Annotated in this window: 17 protein-coding genes; 8 read left to right on the top strand and 9 right to left on the bottom strand. The window is 62.7% G+C overall.

Going from position 1 to position 17,956, the window contains the following annotated elements:
* Positions 1 to 495: LysR substrate-binding domain-containing protein (locus ACE3PP_RS12715; RefSeq protein WP_374382825.1), on the top strand; the 495-nt coding region annotated here is incomplete at its 5' end.
* Here the strand turns inward: ACE3PP_RS12715 and ACE3PP_RS12710 are convergent.
* Both ACE3PP_RS12710 and ACE3PP_RS12705 read right to left on the bottom strand, forming a co-directional pair.
* On the bottom strand, positions 492 to 1,571 hold the full coding sequence (locus ACE3PP_RS12710) for a hypothetical protein (protein WP_374382823.1): 1,080 nt from the start codon (positions 1,569 to 1,571) through the stop codon (positions 492 to 494). The genes ACE3PP_RS12715 and ACE3PP_RS12710 overlap by 4 nt on opposite strands.
* Positions 1,572 to 1,690: 119 nt before the next feature.
* Positions 1,691 to 4,021: a Tex family protein gene (locus ACE3PP_RS12705; RefSeq protein WP_374382821.1), complete on the bottom strand. Its 2,331-nt coding sequence runs from the start codon at positions 4,019 to 4,021 to the stop codon at positions 1,691 to 1,693.
* Between the two features lie 163 nt (positions 4,022 to 4,184).
* Between ACE3PP_RS12705 and ACE3PP_RS12700 the strand changes: the two genes are divergently transcribed.
* The 5 genes from ACE3PP_RS12700 (at position 4,185) to rpmG (ending at position 9,639) form a co-directional block, all read left to right on the top strand.
* Positions 4,185 to 4,496, top strand: a complete 312-nt coding sequence (locus ACE3PP_RS12700) for a cupin domain-containing protein (protein ID WP_374382819.1) — start codon at positions 4,185 to 4,187, stop codon at positions 4,494 to 4,496.
* The gene (rnr, locus tag ACE3PP_RS12695; protein WP_374382817.1) at positions 4,465 to 7,002 is read left to right on the top strand and encodes a ribonuclease R; all 2,538 of its coding nucleotides are present in this window, start codon (positions 4,465 to 4,467) and stop codon (positions 7,000 to 7,002) included. The genes ACE3PP_RS12700 and rnr overlap by 32 nt, the downstream gene beginning before the upstream one ends.
* Before the next feature lie 125 nt (positions 7,003 to 7,127).
* Positions 7,128 to 8,744 (top strand): S41 family peptidase, encoded by a 1,617-nt coding sequence (locus ACE3PP_RS12690; protein WP_374382815.1) that lies wholly within the window; start codon positions 7,128 to 7,130, stop codon positions 8,742 to 8,744.
* A gap of 92 nt (positions 8,745 to 8,836) precedes the next feature.
* Positions 8,837 to 9,400 (top strand): hypothetical protein, encoded by a 564-nt coding sequence (locus ACE3PP_RS12685; RefSeq protein WP_374382813.1) that lies wholly within the window; start codon positions 8,837 to 8,839, stop codon positions 9,398 to 9,400.
* Positions 9,401 to 9,471: 71 nt separating this feature from the next.
* Positions 9,472 to 9,639 carry a 50S ribosomal protein L33 gene (rpmG, locus tag ACE3PP_RS12680; protein ID WP_320498686.1) on the top strand — a complete coding sequence of 56 codons (168 nt, stop codon included), beginning with the start codon at positions 9,472 to 9,474 and terminating at the stop codon, positions 9,637 to 9,639.
* Positions 9,640 to 9,706: 67 nt separating this feature from the next.
* On the opposite strand, the gene ACE3PP_RS12675 is transcribed toward rpmG, so the two are convergent.
* Complete coding sequence (locus ACE3PP_RS12675) at positions 9,707 to 10,537, bottom strand: 3-keto-5-aminohexanoate cleavage protein (RefSeq protein WP_374382810.1); 831 nt, start codon at positions 10,535 to 10,537, stop codon at positions 9,707 to 9,709.
* Between the two features lie 24 nt (positions 10,538 to 10,561).
* On the bottom strand, positions 10,562 to 11,386 hold the full coding sequence (locus tag ACE3PP_RS12670; protein ID WP_374382808.1) for a squalene/phytoene synthase family protein: 825 nt from the start codon (positions 11,384 to 11,386) through the stop codon (positions 10,562 to 10,564).
* A gap of 121 nt (positions 11,387 to 11,507) precedes the next feature.
* Here ACE3PP_RS12670 and ACE3PP_RS12665 point away from each other — a divergent pair, with 121 nt between their 5' ends.
* Together ACE3PP_RS12665 and sodB are read left to right on the top strand one after the other, a co-directional pair.
* Positions 11,508 to 12,092 carry a urate hydroxylase PuuD gene (locus ACE3PP_RS12665; protein ID WP_374382806.1) on the top strand — a complete coding sequence of 195 codons (585 nt, stop codon included), beginning with the start codon at positions 11,508 to 11,510 and terminating at the stop codon, positions 12,090 to 12,092.
* Between the two features lie 209 nt (positions 12,093 to 12,301).
* The gene (sodB, locus tag ACE3PP_RS12660) at positions 12,302 to 12,883 is read left to right on the top strand and encodes a superoxide dismutase [Fe] (protein ID WP_374382805.1); all 582 of its coding nucleotides are present in this window, start codon (positions 12,302 to 12,304) and stop codon (positions 12,881 to 12,883) included.
* Between the two features lie 291 nt (positions 12,884 to 13,174).
* Here the strand turns inward: sodB and ACE3PP_RS12655 are convergent, their stop codons facing one another.
* From ACE3PP_RS12655 to ACE3PP_RS12635, 5 genes are all read right to left on the bottom strand, one after another.
* A complete protein-coding gene (locus tag ACE3PP_RS12655; protein WP_374382803.1) occupies positions 13,175 to 13,558 on the bottom strand; it encodes an Mth938-like domain-containing protein in 384 nt (127 codons plus the stop codon).
* 37 nt (positions 13,559 to 13,595) lie between these two features.
* On the bottom strand, positions 13,596 to 14,555 hold the full coding sequence (gene secF / locus ACE3PP_RS12650; RefSeq protein ID WP_374382801.1) for a protein translocase subunit SecF: 960 nt from the start codon (positions 14,553 to 14,555) through the stop codon (positions 13,596 to 13,598).
* A 19-nt stretch (positions 14,556 to 14,574) separates the two neighbouring features.
* A complete protein-coding gene (secD, locus tag ACE3PP_RS12645) occupies positions 14,575 to 16,134 on the bottom strand; it encodes a protein translocase subunit SecD (protein ID WP_374382799.1) in 1,560 nt (519 codons plus the stop codon).
* An 84-nt stretch (positions 16,135 to 16,218) separates the two neighbouring features.
* The gene (gene yajC, locus ACE3PP_RS12640) at positions 16,219 to 16,605 is read right to left on the bottom strand and encodes a preprotein translocase subunit YajC (RefSeq protein ID WP_374382797.1); all 387 of its coding nucleotides are present in this window, start codon (positions 16,603 to 16,605) and stop codon (positions 16,219 to 16,221) included.
* Between the two features lie 137 nt (positions 16,606 to 16,742).
* Positions 16,743 to 17,956 (bottom strand): lytic murein transglycosylase (locus ACE3PP_RS12635; protein WP_374382795.1); only part of this gene is annotated, 1,214 nt, incomplete at its 5' end.

The raw sequence follows: 17,956 nt of genomic DNA, 5'->3' as shown, positions 1-17,956 counted from the left end.
GACGCCTTCGATTTCGACATCCGTTTCGGCCTCGGCGACTGGGACGACGTCGCAGCCCACCGGCTCTTTGCCGATGAAGTCTTTCCCGTCTGCAGCCCGCGCCTCCTCGACAAGCATCCTTTGCACGAGCCCCGCGATCTCGCGAACCACTCGCTGCTCCATCTCGACTGGACCGGGCAGGCCGTCATCTGGCCGGACTGGCCGGCCTGGTTGCGTGTCGCCGGCGTGCCCGAGATCGACACCTCGCGCGGCATTCACTTCACCGATTTCGCGCTCTGCCTGCAGGCCGCCGTGGCGGGGCAAGGCGTCTCGCTCGGCACAACCGGCGCCGTCGCCGACCTACTGGCCGACGGCCGCCTGGTGGCACCGTTTGAAAAGAGCATCCTGACGCCCTTCGCCTATTACATCGTCCATGCGCCCGACGTCCTGAAACGGCCCGAGGCGAAGAACTTTCTGGATTGGATTCTGGAAGAGGCGCGATTGACGGAGGTCTAGACCAGCGCCACCACCTTCGCCGCCATCGATGCCGCGTCCTCCGGCTTCAGCCGCGTGCATTTCTCGCCGAGATGCGTTTCGAACGCCGCTGCCGTTTTCTCGGTAAAGATCACCGTGCCATCTTTTTCGAGCGCGGTGATCCCGTCGAAGGTGAGCGCCGCCGCATTGACGCCGAGCGCCTGTTCCAGCGTCCATTCGCGCGGCAGATCGACCCCTACACCCTTGCGGCTGATCGTCACCGGATAGCCACCCACCAATCCATTGGGTGCCGGCGCATGCAACGCATAGGGCTCGTCGCTCAAGAGTGCCGCGAGCACATCGAGCGCCGCCGACGCCGTGATGCGGTTGATCTCGGGAGTCTGCTCCACCGCCATCTTCACGCTGCGCAGCTTGTCTTTGACCGCCAATGAAATGTCATGCCCGTGCCACAGCACCTGCAGCAGAAAGGGCGGCAATTCCTTGACCGCCTCCTCACGATAAAAGAGCGATGACAGCGCATGACCGCCGACGAGTTTGACGGCGAGTTCCGGGATCGGTGCCTTGCTATGTTCGCTCGCCAAGAAACGGATCTTCGGCAGGCACTCGCTGATATTGCCGATACCGACGATCGGCCCAGGCCCGGTGAGATGCAGGACGGCACTCACCACATCCGGATAGGTGCCGCTCACCCACGGGCAGCGCAGTTCCGATTTCTCCCAGGCCGCGCGCAGGGCCAGCATGGGTGCCAGATGACAGGCGAGCCAGAAGGCAAAAGGCAGGTTCTTGAATTTCCCCGCATGGGGGCTGGCGGCAATCCGCCACCAGGGCAACATCGTGGGGGCCGCGAACATCAGATCCGGCTGGATCTTGCGCAGCAGGTCCGGCGCATTGGGTGCGTTGAAATCGAAGGCGACCACGTCGATGCGCGGATACTGCCCTTCCAATGCCGCGCCGATCCTGGCGGCATTGGCCTTGGCACGGGCATGGACCGTGTTCCTGGTCGCCACGATGATATGCGAGAATCGCCCGTCGCGCGCCGCCGCCTCCAGCACCGCGCCCCCCAGCTTCCCCAGCGATATCAGCAAAAGCTTGCTCAACCCGCCCCCGATTCCAAGATCGGGACGAGCGTAACGGTGGAATCGCGCGTTGGCGATACCCCCTCACCCAGCTGCATAAAACCGTCATCCCCGGGTCAAGGCCGGGGACGACGATCGCCTTACTTCTTGAACCCGGCCTTTGCGAAAGCCGCTGCCAGCGCGTTGTCGCTGCCACCCCCGCCACCGCGATTCTGCGCCGGCTTGTTGTCCTGCATGAACTTGCGCTCGTTGCGCCCCATCGGGCGATCCTTCGGCGCTTCCACATTCTGCCGGTTCTGCGGCGTCTCGCCGGAACGCATGGTGAGCGAGATGCGCTTGCGCTTGATGTCAACTTCCAGCACCCGCACCTTCACCACGTCACCGGGCTTCACCACCTCGCGCGGATCCTTGACGAAACGGTCGGCCAGAGCCGAGACGTGGACCAGACCGTCCTGATGCACGCCGATATCGACGAAGGCGCCGAAGGCCGCGACATTGGTGACGACACCTTCCAGCATCATCCCCGGCTGCAGATCCTTCATCTCCTCGACGCCTTCCTTGAAGGTCGCCGTCTTGAACTCAGGGCGCGGATCGCGACCCGGCTTTTCCAGTTCCTTGATGATGTCCGTAACCGTCGGCACGCCGAAGGTCTCGTCGGTGAACTGCTCCGGCTTCAAGCTCTTGAGGAGCTTCGCATCGCCGATAACGGCGCTCATCTCCTTGCCCGTCACAGCCAGGATACGGCGCACCACCGGATAGGCTTCCGGATGCACCGAGGAACTGTCGAGCGCGTCCTCACCGTCGCGAATGCGCAGGAAGCCCGCGGCCTGCTCGAAGGCCTTCGGCCCCAAACGCGGCACGCTGAGGAGCTGCTGGCGCGACTTGAACGGGCCATTGGCATCGCGGAAGGCGACGATATTCTGCGCCAGGCTTTCGCCCAGGCCCGAGACGCGCGCCAGCAACTTCGCCGAGGCCGTGTTGACCTCGACGCCGACCGCGTTCACGCAATCCTCGACCACCGCGTCCAAGGCCTTGGAGAGTCGGAACTCCGCCACGTCATGCTGGTATTGGCCGACACCGATCGATTTCGGATCGATCTTCACCAGTTCGGCCAGTGGATCCTGCAGGCGGCGCGCGATGGAAACAGCGCCGCGAATGGTGACGTCGAGTTCCGGCAACTCCTTCGAGGCATATTCCGAGGCCGAATAAACGGAAGCGCCCGCTTCCGACACCATCACCTTGGTGAGCTTCAATTCCGGATGCCGCTTCATCAGATCGTCGGCAAGCTTGTCGGTCTCGCGGCTCGCCGTGCCGTTGCCGATGGCGACCAGTTCCAGCTTATGACGATGGCAGAGTGCCGCCAGGACGGCGATTGATTCATCCCATTGCCGCTTCGGCTCATGCGGATAGATCGTGGCGAACTCCAGCACCTTGCCAGTGGCGGCGATGACCGCGACCTTGCATCCCGTGCGAAGGCCCGGATCCAGACCCAAGGTCGGCCGACCACCGGCTGGAGCCGACATCAACACGTCCTTGAGGTTGGACGCGAATACGCGCACGGCCTCGTCTTCCGCCGCCTGGCGCAGGCGCCCCATGAGGTCGAGCTCGAGGCTGAGCTTCAACTTCACGCGCCAGCACCAATGGACCACGTCGATCAGCCACGAATCGGCCGCTCGCCCCTGGTCCGCAATCCCGACCTTGGCGGCGATGATGCGCTCGGCCTCGTTGAGGGCCTTGCGATCCTCCGGCTCGTCGATCGCCAGGTTGAGGGCCAGGATTTCTTCCTTCTGCCCGCGGAACATGGCGAGCGCCCGGTGCGACGGCACCTTGGCAATGGGTTCGGCCGCGTCGAAATAATCGGAAAATTTTGCGCCGGCATCCTGCTTGCCGTCCATTACCTTGGAGACAAGCCGCCCCTTCTCCCACATGAAGTCACGCAAACGCGCCAGAAGATCCGCGTCTTCCGCGAAGCGTTCGGAAAGAATATCGCGGGCACCGTCGAGAGCGGCCTTCACATCGGCGACACCCTTGTCAGCGCTGACGTAAGCAGCCGCTTCGTCCTGCGGCTTCTTGGTGGGGTCGCCCAGCAGCAGATCGGCGAGCGGCTCAAGACCCGCTTCGCGCGCGATCATCGCCTTGGTGCGGCGCTTCGGCTTGAACGGCAGATAGAGATCCTCAAGGCGCGCCTTGGTATCGGCGATGGCAATCTCACGGCTGAGCTCGTCCGTCATCTTGCCTTGCTCGTCGATGCTCTTGAAGATCGCGGCGCGGCGATCTTCAAGTTCGCGCAGATAACCCAGACGCTCTTCCAGTTTGCGCAGCTGCGTATCGTCGAGACCGCCCGTCACTTCTTTCCGGTAGCGGGCGATGAAGGGAACGGTGGCGCCGCCATCCAGCAATTCGACCGCCGCCTTGACCTGCACATCGCGTGCACCCAGTTCTTCGGCGATCCTTGCTTCGATGGACTTCATATAAGCTTCTCCACGACTCGGTCTCTGGGACTCGGTTACTGGCACCCTGTTTGGGCGAAAGGCGGGCCTTGTAGCGGAGCCAGGACTAGGGTTCAATGGCTTGACTTGCCACATGGCCACACCTAATCGCGCCAGCCATTTGATTCTACGGAAAGATCACATCATGACCGCCAGCGCCAAATCGCCCCGTCCCGCCGCCGTCCCGACCGTGCAGGTCGACAACGAGCGCGTGACCGTCACGGAATGGCGCTTTGCACCCGGGGCCGAAACCACTTGGCACCGTCACGGCTACGATTATGTGGTCGTGCCGCTGATGGACGGCAAACTGCAGATCGACGACGGCAAGGAACATCGCATCGTCGAGATGGGTGCTGGCCGGTCCTATTATCGCCCGGTCGGTGTCGAGCACAACGTCATCAACGCCAGCGATCACGAGTACGCTTTTGTCGAAATCGAATTCAAGACACCCCAGTAAATCCACCAGTAAAGCCGCTGGCAAATCAGGCGAAGGCCGCGAGCAACCTGCATCGCCGCGCGGTTCCAAGCCATCGCGCGGACCGCGCAAGGATGCGCGCGCAGCGCGACGCGAGGCTGCGGCCGATGCCGGCAACAAGGGCGGCAAGGGCAAGTTCGTCCCCTTTCCCACCAAGGAACAGGTCCTCGAATTCATCCGCACATCGCCGGTCCCGGTCGGCAAGCGCGAAATCGCACGCGCCTTCCATTTGCGCGGTCAAGATCGGATCCCGCTCAAAGCCCTGCTGAAGGAACTGGAGAAGGATGGTGCCGTCGATCGCGGCAAGGCCCGGCGCCTCGCCGCTCCCGGTGCCTTGCCCGAGGTTACGGTCGTCCAGATCATCGGCCCGGATGCCGATGGCGATATCTGGGCGCGCCCGATCGATTTTCCCGAAGACGATGCCGAACCACAGATCATCGTAATCGAGGACAAGAAGACCGATAAACCCCTGGGGCCGGGGGACCGCGTCCTGGTTCGTCTCGAACGTACGGATTCAGAGATATACGAGGCGCGACCGATCCGCCGCCTGCAGGCCAGGGCCGAGCGCGTCGTCGGTGTTTTCGAGAAAGGCCAGCATGGCAGCGGCCGCCTCATTCCCACCAGCAAGCGCATCAAGACGGAATTCGTGATCGACGCCCGCGACGTGAACGGCGCCAAGAGCGACGAGATCGTCATTGCCGAGGTCGAGCCGGCGCGTCGTCTGGGGGCGCCGCGCGCACGTGTCGTCGAACGCATAGGCCGCGTGGGCGAGGCGAAGTCGGTCAGCATGATCTCGATCGCCGAGCATCATATTCCCTTCCAATTCTCGCCGGCAGCACTCGAACAAGCGGAAGCGGCAACCTCCGCCCCACTCGGCAATCGGACGGATTTGCGAAACATCCCGCTCGTGACCATCGACGGCGACGACGCGCGCGATTTCGACGATGCTGTCTGGGCTGCCCCCGACGAGAATGAAGACAATCCAGGTGGCTGGCGTCTCATCGTCGCCATTGCCGATGTCTCCTGGTATGTGCGCCCGGACGATGCGCTCGACCGCGTTGCCCGCGACCGCGGCAATTCGGTCTACTTCCCGGACCGCGTCGTCCCCATGCTGCCGGAAGAACTGTCGAACGGCTGGTGCTCGCTGCGCCCCTATGAGGATCGGCCGGTGATGGCAGTCGAAATGACCATCGACGCCAACGGCCGCAAGCTGCGGCATCATTTCATGCGCGGCCTCATGCGGTCGGCGGCGCGTCTCACCTACGATCTTGCCCAGGCGGCATTCGACGGCAATCCGAACGATCTCACCGGGCCGCTCCTCGAACCTGTGATCAAGCCGCTCTACGGTGCGTTCCATGCCCTATTGAAGGCTCGCGAAGAACGGGGCACGCTGGAGCTCGACTTGCCCGAACGGCGGGTCTTCATCAATGAGGAAGGCCAGATCGAGCGGATCGTGCCGCGGGCGCGTCTCGACAGTCATCGACTGATCGAGGAATTCATGATCGCCGCCAACGTCGCCGCGGCCGAGGCTTTGGAGAAGAAGCACTGGCCCTGCATGTACCGCGTCCACGATCAACCGGATGCGACGCGCATCGAGGCTCTGCGTGAGTTCCTGGATTCCCTCGGTTTCAACCTGTCGCGCGGCCAGGTGCTGCGTCCGAAGCATTTCACGCAGCTGCTGCTGAAAGCCAAGGACACACCCTACGCCGAGATGATTTCGTCGCTGATCTTGCGCTCCCAGGCGCAAGCAGTCTATGCGCCGGAGAATCTCGGCCATTTCGGTTTGGCGCTCACCCGCTACGCCCATTTCACCTCGCCCATCCGCCGCTATGCGGACCTCCTCGTGCACCGTGCCTTGATCGGCGCCTATGATTTTGGTGAAGGTGCCCTCGACAAATCGGCGGTGGCCGAATTTGCCGAAACGGCGGTCCACATCTCCGGGACCGAGCGCCGGGCGGCAGCGGCCGAGCGCGATGCCGTCGACCGCTATGTTGCAGCCTTTCTTGCCGACAAGGTCGATGCCGAATTCGACGGCCGCATTTCCGGCGTCGCCCGGTTCGGCCTCTTCATCAACCTGCGCGATACAGGGGCCGATGGGATCATCCCCATCTCCACCCTGCCCCAGGATTTCTACGACCATGACGAGGCCCGGCATGCCCTGGTGGGCCGGCGCTCGGGACGGACCTATCAGCTCGGCCAGTCCGTGACCGTCCGGCTGGTCGCGGCCGACCCACTCACTGGCGGGATCACGCTCGAACTCCTGTCGGCTGAACCGCTGGCCGCCGATGCTTTGACCGGAAGGTCAAATCGTCACAGGGAAGGGAGCGGCGCGCCCGGGCGCTCCAAGAAACCGGCCCAGGGCCGGCCCAAGAACATTCGGTTCGGCAAGGATAAGGGCCGCCTCAAGGCCAAATCTGGAAAAGCGGCATCCGGGAAACCGGGCGGCAATGGGGGAAAACCCGGCAAAAAGGGAAAGAAGCGTCGATAAATCAATACGGGAGCCCCTAGCCTAGGGCAGGAATTCTGCTAGATTGACGCCCATTGAGTGGGGTCACCGGTCGGCGCATTTAGGGGCAGCGCGTCGGCTCTGTGTAGGTAGCGGATAGAGCCGATTTGAGTGCGTTTCGTCCTGTGGATTTCGTGACCGGGTTGCCCGGACGGCAGTTTGCCCGCCGCATGGCCGTGCTGCCGCTTCTTCTCGGTCTTTACGCCTGCGCCAGCGACGCAAGCCGGTCGCCGGAAGATGCCGCCGCCAAGCTCGACCGCGACATGCTGGTCACCGGCCTTGGCGACATCGAATCCATCTACATCACCAAGCAGGATATCGGGGCCCTCACGCTCTCCGGCATGCAGCAGCTTTCCAGCCTCGACCCTGACCTCACGGTTGAGGGTGGGAAGAATGAGCTGAAGCTTCTGCAGAAGAACTCGCTTATCGAAGCCGAAACGCTCGACGACCCCAATGCCAAGCAATGGGGCAAGGCCGCCGCCAAGCTGCTCAAGGAAGCGCGGGCAAAATCGGCCAAGGTTTCGGCTGCCGGCAGCGAAAAGATCTACGAAGCCATCTTCACCGGCATCGTCGGCAAGCTCGACGGTTTCTCGCGCTATTCCGGCATGGAAGCGGCACGCGAGGACAAGGCCTCGCGCGACGGATTCGGCGGCATCGGCGTGCGCATTTCCGTCGAGGATGGCGAGGTCCGCGTGACGGCCGTCATGCATTACACCCCGGCCGAGCGGCTGGGCCTGAAGCGCGACGACGTCATCATGAAGATCGACGGTAAGTCGGTCGAAGGCCTTACCCAGCAGCAGGTCGTCAATGAACTGCGCGGCGAGGTCGACAGCCGTGTCGTCCTCACCTTGCTCCGCGACGGCAAGGACGAGCCGTTCGACGTCAGCATAAAACGCGCCCATGTCGTGCCGGAAACGGTTAGCTACCGGCGCGAAGGCAACATCGCTTATTTCCGCATCTTCAGCTTCAATTCGGAAACAGCCAACAGCCTGAAGCGCGAGATCAACGACGCTAAGGACGAGATCGGCAAGAAGATCAAAGGCTACGTCCTTGACCTTCGCAACAATCCCGGCGGCTATGTGCCGCAATCGGTGGCGACCGCCAACCTGTTCCTCGACGAAGGGCGGATTGTCTCGATCCACGGGCGGCATCCGGACAGCCATCAATATTTCGAGGCGTCGGACGGCGACATCACCGGCGGCAAGCCGATGGCGGTTCTCATCGACGGCAACTCAGCCTCAGCGGCTGAGATTGTCTCGGCGGCACTCCAGGACAATGGCCGCGCCGTTCTGATCGGCACCAACTCCTATGGCAAGGGAACGGTCCAGAACATCAAGCCGTTGCCCAACCAGGGCGAGATCAAGCTGACCTGGGCGCGCTTTCATGCCCCATCGGGCTATACGCTGCATCACCTCGGCGTGCTGCCCTCGATCTGCACGGCGGGCCAGCACAATTCCGAGAAGATCCTCGAAGAACTGGGCCTCGGCGAATTGCCCAAGGTGCCGACGGTGAAGCGCAATGCCGCCAAGCCCGACGATACCAAGGTGCTCGACGAACTGCGCAAGACCTGCCCCGCGCGCAAGAACGAGGACCCGGTCGATCTGGAGCTCGCGCTGAAACTCTTGCAACAACCGAGCCTCTACAACGCAGCCATCAAGCTGGCCGATCCGGCCGATGCGCAGGTCGACGACGCGGCCGAGGCCTTGCTGCCCTTCGTGCCGTGACCGTCCGGCCCAAGGACGCGGCGGGCCTCGTCCTCATCCGCGCCGCCCGCAACGGGCCACCAGAAATCCTTATCGGCCGCCGGCCGGCCAAGATGGGCTTCCTGCCCGGGATCCATGTCGTCCCCGGCGGCCGGGTCGACCCCGAAGACGCTGAGGCGGGGCCCGGCACGCCGCATCCGGCAGTCGCCGCCCAGCTCGGGCCCCGGTGGGCGGCCTATCTCAATGCGGCGATCCGGGAGACGTTCGAAGAGACCGGCCTCCTCCACTCCGCCCCCGCAACGGACCCTGAAAAGGGGGATTTTCGGATGCTAAAAGGGGCTTTTCGGGGGCAGAATCGGCAGCCAAATTACGCCGATTTGGACTATCTCTGCCGCGCCATCACCCCCACGGGGTCGCATCGGCGGTTCAATACGCGTTTCTTCCTCGGAAACGGCGAAAATGCTGTCGGAACAATGGCCGGGAACGGCGAATTGGAGGATCTGGCCTGGATTCCCAGCAGCAAATTGGGCGAGCTCACCCTGGTCGATGTCACCGAATATGTGCTGAAAACCGCCCTCTGGCGCTGGGAGAACCGCATTCCAATCGGCTCCGAACCCGCTAAGCTATTGAATTATCGGAACGATACCTTGCGCCTCAGCATCATGCGCAAGCCTTGACTTTCGGCGTTTCCCCGCTATTTTGCGCCATCCTTTTGCAGCGACACGCATTTTACTTTTGAGAGACGGCCATGGCCAAGTCAGCGACCATCCTTGTGAAGCTCGTCAGCACCGCTGACACGGGCTACTACTACGTCACCAAGAAGAACCCGCGCTCGACGACCGAGAAGTTCGAATTCAACAAGTACGACCCGGTTGTGAAGAAGCACGTGCCGTTCAAGGAAGCGAAGATTAAGTAACCTCGGCTTCCATACGACGCCATTCGAAAAGGGCGCTTCCGGATTTGGAAGCGCCCTTTTCATTTCGTCAGGCGGCTTTGAGGCCGAGCAGCGCGCGGGCTTCGGCTGGGGTCGCCGGGTGGCGATCGTATTTGCCGCAGAGATCGGCAACACGCTTCACCAGTTCCGCATTGCTGGCGGCGAGGCGGCCCTTCTCGAAATAGATATTGTCCTCGAGCCCAGTGCGCACATGGCCGCCGCGCTTCAAGGCCCAATGGTTGGCATCGAGCTGCAGGCGGCCGATCGCGGCCGCGGTCCAGGTCGCACTCGGCATCAGCTCGGTCAGTTCTTCGAGCATGAAATCGACGATCTTCTCGCGTGCCGGCAGGGCACCCGGAATCCCCAGCACGAATTGCACATGCGGCGGCGACTTCAAAAGGCCGCGATCCACCAGCGCCTTGGCGTTGTAGAGCATGGCGAGATCGAAGAGCTCGCATTCCGGCTTGATGTCATACTTGATCATGTCGGCGGCGAGATCGTCGATGAGCTGCGGCGGGTTCTCATAGATGATGGTCGCGAAATTGACCGAGCCTGTCGCCAGCGAGCCCATGTCGGGCTTGAGGCTCAAAGCGGCGCCGCGCTCCGATGCCTCGCGCCCGCGACCGCCGGTCGAGAATTGGATGATCATGCCGGGGCAATGCTTGGCGATGCCCTCCTGCACCAGTTTGAACTTCGCGATGTCGGACGAGGATTTGTCCTGATCGTCGCGGACGTGGATGTGGACGAGGCTCGCCCCCGCCTCGAACGCCTCATGCGTGCTTTCGATCTGCTCGGCGGGCTGAGTGGGAACGGCGGGATTCTGCGCCTTCGTGGGCTGGCTGCCGGTGATGGCGACGGTGATGATGGCTGGCTTACTCATGGTCTCTTTTCTGACTGTCTGTTTCTAGATGCGCCCCAGCCAGCGCGCCAAAAGCAGGCGCCAGATATGGAGGCCGGAGGGCGCAACACTCCCAGTGGCGAAGGGATCGTAGCCGTGGCGGCGCAACTGCTCAAGCTGTGCCGCCGCGAGACGCGCCGGAAAGAACGCCGCGATGGCGCGGCGCGGCAACCTTTCCTGACGCAGCGCAGCAAGATGTTCCGCCGCCAGATCGGCCACATGCGCGACGATGTGGGCGACGTCCGGCCCACCTTTCAGCGACAGCGCCAGATCCTTGTCGAGCCCCGGCAGCACGACGCGCCCCTGGCGCGCAAAGTGCGGCGTCGCACGCGCCAGACCGACAAGACCATAGGCGGTGCCAGCGCGGCGCGCGGCAGCACGAAACGCGGGTGCCGCATCCGGCAGGGCGATATCCAGCGCCAATTCGGCGAGGGCGCCGGACGTATCGCCGGCATAGGCTTCCAACGCCGGCAAGGAGTCGAGCTGCTCCCGCTCGACATCGCGTTCACGGGCATCGATGAGCGCGTGCAACTTTTGCGACGACAGGTGCCGCCGCGCTGCAAGCTCGGCCACGGCCTGGACCAGATGATGGCGATGCGCGCGCGCCGCCTCGATATCCGCCAGCGCATCGCGCCACCATTGCAGCCGGATATGGCCCAGCATCGGCTCGGTCACTTTGTCGGCGATGCCGGCAAGTTCGGCGTTGAAGGCATAGAGGGTCCCGAGATCCGACCGCAAGGCAGCCGGGGCCGCAAGCGCGCACAAGAACCTGTCGCGGTCAGCCTTGCGCAACTCCTCCAGGACGCGAAGCTCAGGCGTCGCTTCGCTCATCGTTTCACCAGCAATCCCATATTTTCCCAATGGATTTACGGGGAATCAGTTTCTCCGCCTGATTCCATCCTATAGAATGCGACCTATAGCCACACCGCTTTTGCTTTGGAGGGGTACAGCAATGAGCAAAATTCTCGAAAATCTTCACAGGACGTTGGCGGCCGGCGTGGTGCTGGCCATCATCGTCTTCGCCATCGTCAATCTGGGCGGCTTCGACGCGGGTCCTTACTTCGCGTTCCTGTTCCGCTTCATCCACGTCTGGTTCGGCATTCTGTGGATCGGCCTGCTCTATTATTTCAACTTCGTGCAGATCCCGTCGATGCCGAAGATCCCGGACGAACAGAAGCCAGCGATCGGCAAGGTCATCGCACCGACGGCGCTCTACTTCTTCCGCTGGGCCGCACTCGGCACCATCGTGTTCGGTCTCATCACCGCCGCACACAACGGTTATATCGTCCAGGCTCTCACCTTCCAGCCCGGCTTCCGCACCATCGGCATCGGCATGTGGCTGGCGCTGATCATGGGCTTCAACGTCTGGTTTATCATCTGGCCGAATCAGAAGCGCGCGCTGGGTATCGTCGATGCCGACGCCGACACGAAAAAGAAGTCGGCCCGCACCGCAATGCTGACCTCGCGCGTCAACACGATGCTGTCGGTCCCGATGCTCTATTGCATGGTCGCCCAGCAGCAGGGCATTGGCAATTAAGCCAAGCTACATTTCAGTTCGGTGAAATCGGGGTCTGCAAAGACCCCGATTTTTTTTGCGCGCTAAATTGACGCAGGCGAAAGAGGAACTGCGACGCAACGAAGCGGTTATTTTGCGTGCCAGCAGCCAGTGTCGCTCGCGCGCAGCTTCCCAGTTGTGCGCAAAGCGGCCCGCCAAGCTGCCCATTTTCGCAGCAATGAGGAATTCTTATGTCTGAGATCACCCTGCCCCCGCTTCCCTACGCGCTCGACGCGCTCCAGCCGCATATCTCGAAGGAAACGCTCGAGTTTCACTACGGCAAGCATCATCAGACCTATGTCACGAACCTCAACAATTTGATCAAAGGCACCGAGTTCGAAGGCAAGTCGCTGGAAGATATCGTCAAGAAATCGTCGGGCGGCATCTTCAACAACGCGGCGCAGGTGTGGAACCACACCTTCTATTGGAACAGCCTGTCGCCCAATGGCGGCGGCGAGCCGACCGGCGCCCTCGCCGACGCGATCAAGAAGAAGTGGGGCTCGTTCGACAAGTTCAAGGAAGAGTTCGCCAAGGTCGCCATCGGCACCTTCGGTTCGGGCTGGGCCTGGCTGGTGAAGAAGGCTGACGGCAGCCTCGACTTCGCCAGCACGAGCAATGCCGCGACCCCGCTGACCGGTGCGGACAAGCCGCTCCTCACCTGCGACGTTTGGGAGCACGCCTATTACATCGATTACCGCAACAAGCGCCCGGACTATGTCGGCGCCTTCTGGAAACTGGTGAACTGGGAATTCGCGGCGAAGAACTTCGCGTAAGCGCGTTCCAACTGGCGTCTATCGTCATCCCTGGGCGTGACGACCAAAAGAATGACCCTCTCGCCGATAGGCGGGAGGGTTTTGTTTTTGGTGAATGCTAAGCTCGCTTGCGCGCACCCCACTCGGCTTGCGCCGATACCCCCACCCTGACCCTCCCCCTGAAGGGAGAGGGAATCTCACCGAGTTAGCTGAAATGGTGGTGCGAACTCACTCAAGTCCCCTCTCCCTTCAGGGGGAGGGTCCCGTCGGCGAAGGCCGACATGCGTCGGCGGTGTGGGTGGTCGTTGCGCCCTACTCCACCGCGATCAAGGCGGCAGCGACGCGGCGGCCTTCGGCCATGAGCACATTGAAGGTGCGGGCGGCAGCGCCCGTGTCCATCGGTTCGATGACAACATTCTGTGCGCGCAGGGCGGCGCGGAGGTCACGCGGGACCATGCTGAGACGGGGGCCGCAGCCGAGCAGCAGGAGTTCGATATCGCCGGCCTGGGCCCCTTCGATGACGGGGGCGAGACCGTCCAAAGTCAGCATGGACATGTCGCGGACATTCCAGCCGAGCGTCCGCGTCGGGAAGACGAGGACCGAACCTTCATGCGCCGTACCGGTGACGCGAAAGCGAAAATCACCGTAGCTTTCGACAATCTGCCGGCCGACCGGGATGAGCGGGGTCACGTCCATCGAGGATACCTCCCGGGCACGCGCCAGCGGCGCAAGCTTACGCCTTCTGGACGCTGGTCTCCGCCGACTTGTCCTTGTTCGACTGGCCCTTGTCGGTGCCGATGCTGCGCAGGTTCATATAGAGCAGCATGGGAGACGCGACGCAGATCGTCGAATAGGTGCCGATGAGGATGCCCCAGATCATGGCGATCGAGAAACCGTGCATCGCCTCGCCGCCCCAGAACGCCAGGGCCACGACGGACAACAGCGTCAGCCCCGAGGTGACAGTGGTCCGGGCCAGCGTCTCGTTGAGCGCCTGATTGATCAGCTGCGAGAGCGGCATGGTCTTGTAACGGCGCAGATCGTACCGGATACGGTCATAGATCACGACGGTGTCGTTCACCGAATAACCGGCGATGGTCAGCACCGCGGCGACAGTGGTGAGGTTGAATTCCATGCCCGTCAGCGCGAAGAAGCCGACGGTGGTGACGCAATCGTGGAACAGCGCCAGCACGGCATTGACGCCGAATTGCCATTCATAGCGGAACCAGATATAGGCCATGATGCCGAGCATGGCGAAGATCGAGGCCCAGACGGCACTCGACTTCAACTCGTCGCCGACCTTGGGGCCGACCGTCTCGGTGCGGCGGTACTGCCATTCGGCACCCAGCGTTTCCTTAATCTTGGAGACGGCCGCCTGCGTCGCCTGCTCGCCACCATCCTGCTGCGGGATGCGGATAAGGACGATGTCGGGAGAACCGAATTCCTGCAGCGCGATTTCGCCCAGTTCGAGATTGTCGAGACGCCCGCGCATGTCGGCGAGGTCCGCCTGGGCAGTCGGCGCCTTCACTTCCATGATGACGCCGCCGGCAAAGTCGATGCCGAAATTGAGGCCCTTGGTGAAGACCAGCGCGAAGGACCCGACCACCATCAAGACCGAGATCAAGAAGGTGATCTTGTGCGGCCACATGAAGTTGATCTTGGTGCCGTGCGGAACGATGTGAAGCGGCTTGAACATTTTCTTCTCTCTCGCTCCTTTACAGCGGCAACGCCTTGGGACGCGCACGGCGCAGCCAGAGCGAGGTCATCAGGCGGGTGACGACCACCGCCGTGAAGACCGAACTGACGATGCCGATGAGCAGCGTGATGGCGAAGCCCTTGATCGGGCCGGAGCCGAAGGCAAAGAGGAACATGGTGGAAATGGCGTGGGTGACGTTGGCGTCGAAGATGGTCGCCTGGGCTTCGCGATAGCCGGCCTCCATCGCGTTGACCGGCGAGCGGCCATTGCGCATTTCCTCGCGCACGCGCTCCAAGATCAGCACGTTGGCGTCGACCGCCATGCCGAGGGTCAGCACCATGCCGGCGATACCCGGGAAGGTCAGCGTCGCACCGATCGCCGACAGGAAGCCCAGCATCAGCACGCCGTTGAGGACCATCGCCAGATTGGCGAAGATTCCGAAGAGGCCGTAGAGAACAACCATCGCCACGGCGATGAAGACGATGGCGATGATGCAGGCGCGCTTGCCGGCCTCGATCGAATCCGCACCGAGGTCGGCGCCGACGGTCCGTTCCTCAAGCACCGTGAGGGGTGCCGGCAAGGCACCGGCACGCAGCAGGATGGAGAGGTCGCGCGCGGATTCGGTGGTGAAATTGCCGCTGATGATCCCGCTGCCACCCAGGATCGCGTCGCGGATGACCGGGGCGCTGATGATCTGGTTGTCGAGGACGATGGCGAAGCGCTTGCCGACATTGGCCTTGGTCGCATCGCCGAACTTGCGGGCGCCGACGGTATCGAACTTGAACTGCACGATGGGCAGGCCGTTTTCAAAACCCTGCTGGGCGTCGGTGAGGTTTTCGCCCGACACCATCACCGGTTTCTTGATCCAGAGCTTTTGCCCGGGCGTCCCGTTCTTTTCGATCACGGGCAACTGGACGGAGGTGGGCGGCGCGGTACCGGTGGATTCGGCCACCTCGTCCACCATCTTGAATTCCATCTTCGCGGTCTTGCCGATCAGATCCTTGAGGCGCTGCGGATCGCTGACGCCCGGCACCTGCACGACGATGCGATCATCGCCCTGGCGGATGATGGTCGGTTCCTTGGTGCCGGTCTGGTCGATACGCTTGTTGATGATTTCGATCGACTGTTCGACGGCATGCTTCTTGGTTTCGGCGAGGGTCACATCGCTGAAGTAGGCGGCCACGGAACCGTCATCGGCGATGTCGAGCTGCATGCCGATAGTCGCCTTTTTCAAGGCCTCGCGTGCAATCTCGATCGCAGTGAGGTCGCGCAGCTTGAAGGTGATGCGGTCGTCCTTCACGCCGAGATCGGTATAGCCAAGCTTCTTTTCGCGCATGGCGGCGCGGATTTCATCCTCGACCGCATCGAGCTTGGCCTTCACCAATGCTTCGGTATCGACTTCATAAAGAAGGTGCGAACCGCCCTGGAGATCGAGGCCGAGGCTGACCGTGCGGGCCGGAAGCCAGCTCGGCAGGTTGGTGAGATGCGCGGCCGAGAAGACGTTGGGGAGCGCCGTGTAGAACCCGGCGAGCAGCACCGCCAGGATCAGCGTGATCTTGAATTTGGAGAAGTGCAGCATGTCGCCCTTGTGTCTTCAGTCGGCTGTCATCGGTCAGCGCAGTCAGGAAACGGGCGGCGCCGGCGGCACCGCCCCTTCTGTCGATCAGGCGTCGTTGGCGCCTTCGCTCTTGGCTTCGGCCTTTTCAGCCTTGCCGCCCTTGCCGGCCGGCAGCGTGCGGTTGAGCACGTCCTGGATGGCCGAGCGCAGCACGCGCACCTTCACGCCCGTGGCGATCTCGACTTCGACATCGTTCTCGCCATCAACAGCCTTGGTGATGGTGCCGAGGATACCGCCATTGGTGACGACCTTGTCGCCCTTCTTGGCCGCGGAAACGAGTGCGCGATGCTCCTTCATCCGCTTCTGCTGCGGACGAATCATAAGGAACCAGAAGACGACGAAGATGAGAACCAGCGGCAGGAAGCTGGTCAGCATGTCGGCACCACCGGGTGCGGCACCTGCGGCTTGGGCGTAAGCTTCTGAAATGAACATGAAATCTCTCCCTGGAAAACTTTGGCCGTCAGGGTCCGGCAAACCGCCCCAACCTTCCCGAAAGGCGGGACTATAACCATCGGGCGGCGAAAAGCAATCCGCCGCTTTTCCTTATTTTTCAGAAGGATACGAGGCGATTAGCTGGCGGCCCGACGACGCAATTCATCGAGGAACGCCTTGGTCGCGAATCCGTCGGCCGGCAAGCCCACCTGCAATTGGAAGGCGCGGATCGCCTTCCGGGTCTTCAGGCCGATGACACCATCGGCGCTGCCGCCCAAGAGACCGCGGTCGATGAGGCGCTGCTGCAACTCCTCGCGCTCGTCGAGGGAAAGGAGCGGTTCGTCCACGGGCCACTTCGCCTTGACGCCCGGCCCACCCATCACGCGCTGGCCCAGATAGGAGACCGACAGCGCGTAGGAGGTCGAGTAATTGTATTTGAGGATGGTCTTGAAGTTCTTCGTGACCAGGAAGGCCGGTCCCTTGTAGCCGGCCAGCAGCAGGATCGACGTATTGCCGCCGAGGGCCGGCAGCGGCTGGCCGTCGATGGTACGCACTCCGCGCTGCTGCCAATGGGCGACCGGCTTTTCGATGTCGAGCTCGGCTTCCTGATAGGGGAAGCCTTGCGGCAGCTTCACCTCGAAGCCCCAGGGCAGGCCGCGCACCCAACCGTCGCGCAGCAGATGATTGGCGGTCGAGGCGAAGACATCGGGCATCGAGGTCCACAGATCCGGCGCGCCGGAATTGTCGCGATCAACGGCGATGGTCAGATAGTTCGACGGCAGGAACTGGCTGTGGCCCATCGCCCCTGCCCAGGAACCTATCATCTGGTCGGGCTGAACGTGACCGCGATCGACGATCTTCAGCGCCGAGAGCAGCTCGGTGCAGGCGAAATCCTTGCGGCTGGTGCCGTAGCCGACGTTCGAGAGCGCCTCGAACACATTCACGTCGCCGAAATTGTTGCCGAAATCGGTCTCGATGCCCCAGATGCCCATGAGGGTCGACGTCGGCACGCCGTAATCCCGCTCGACATCGGCGGCGATGCTGCGCACCTCCGGCAGCTTCGCCTGTCCCTTGGCGACGCGTTCGGCCGAGACGGCGCGGTCGATATAGGTCCAGACGGGTGTCACGAACTCGGCCTGCTTGCCGGCGCGGTCGCGGATCTTCGGATTTTCCGTGACATGCGCGAAAGCCGTGCGGATGACGGGTTCCGGCTCACCCTGATGCAGCGCATAGGCGCCGAAGCGGGCAACCCATTCCTGGTAGCTCGCGGTCTGGCCCGGGCAGGTGGTCTGGTTGATCTGCGTAAAGTCGGGGACGCCCGCGGGTGCAGCGGCGACCGGGGCCGGCGCGG

The sequence above is a fragment of the Dongia sp. genome, assembly GCF_041910485.1.
Lineage (GTDB): Bacteria > Pseudomonadota > Alphaproteobacteria > Dongiales > Dongiaceae > Dongia.
The sequence above is the reverse complement of the archived record's forward strand: the minus strand, read 5'-3'. Positions and strand labels throughout refer to the sequence as shown.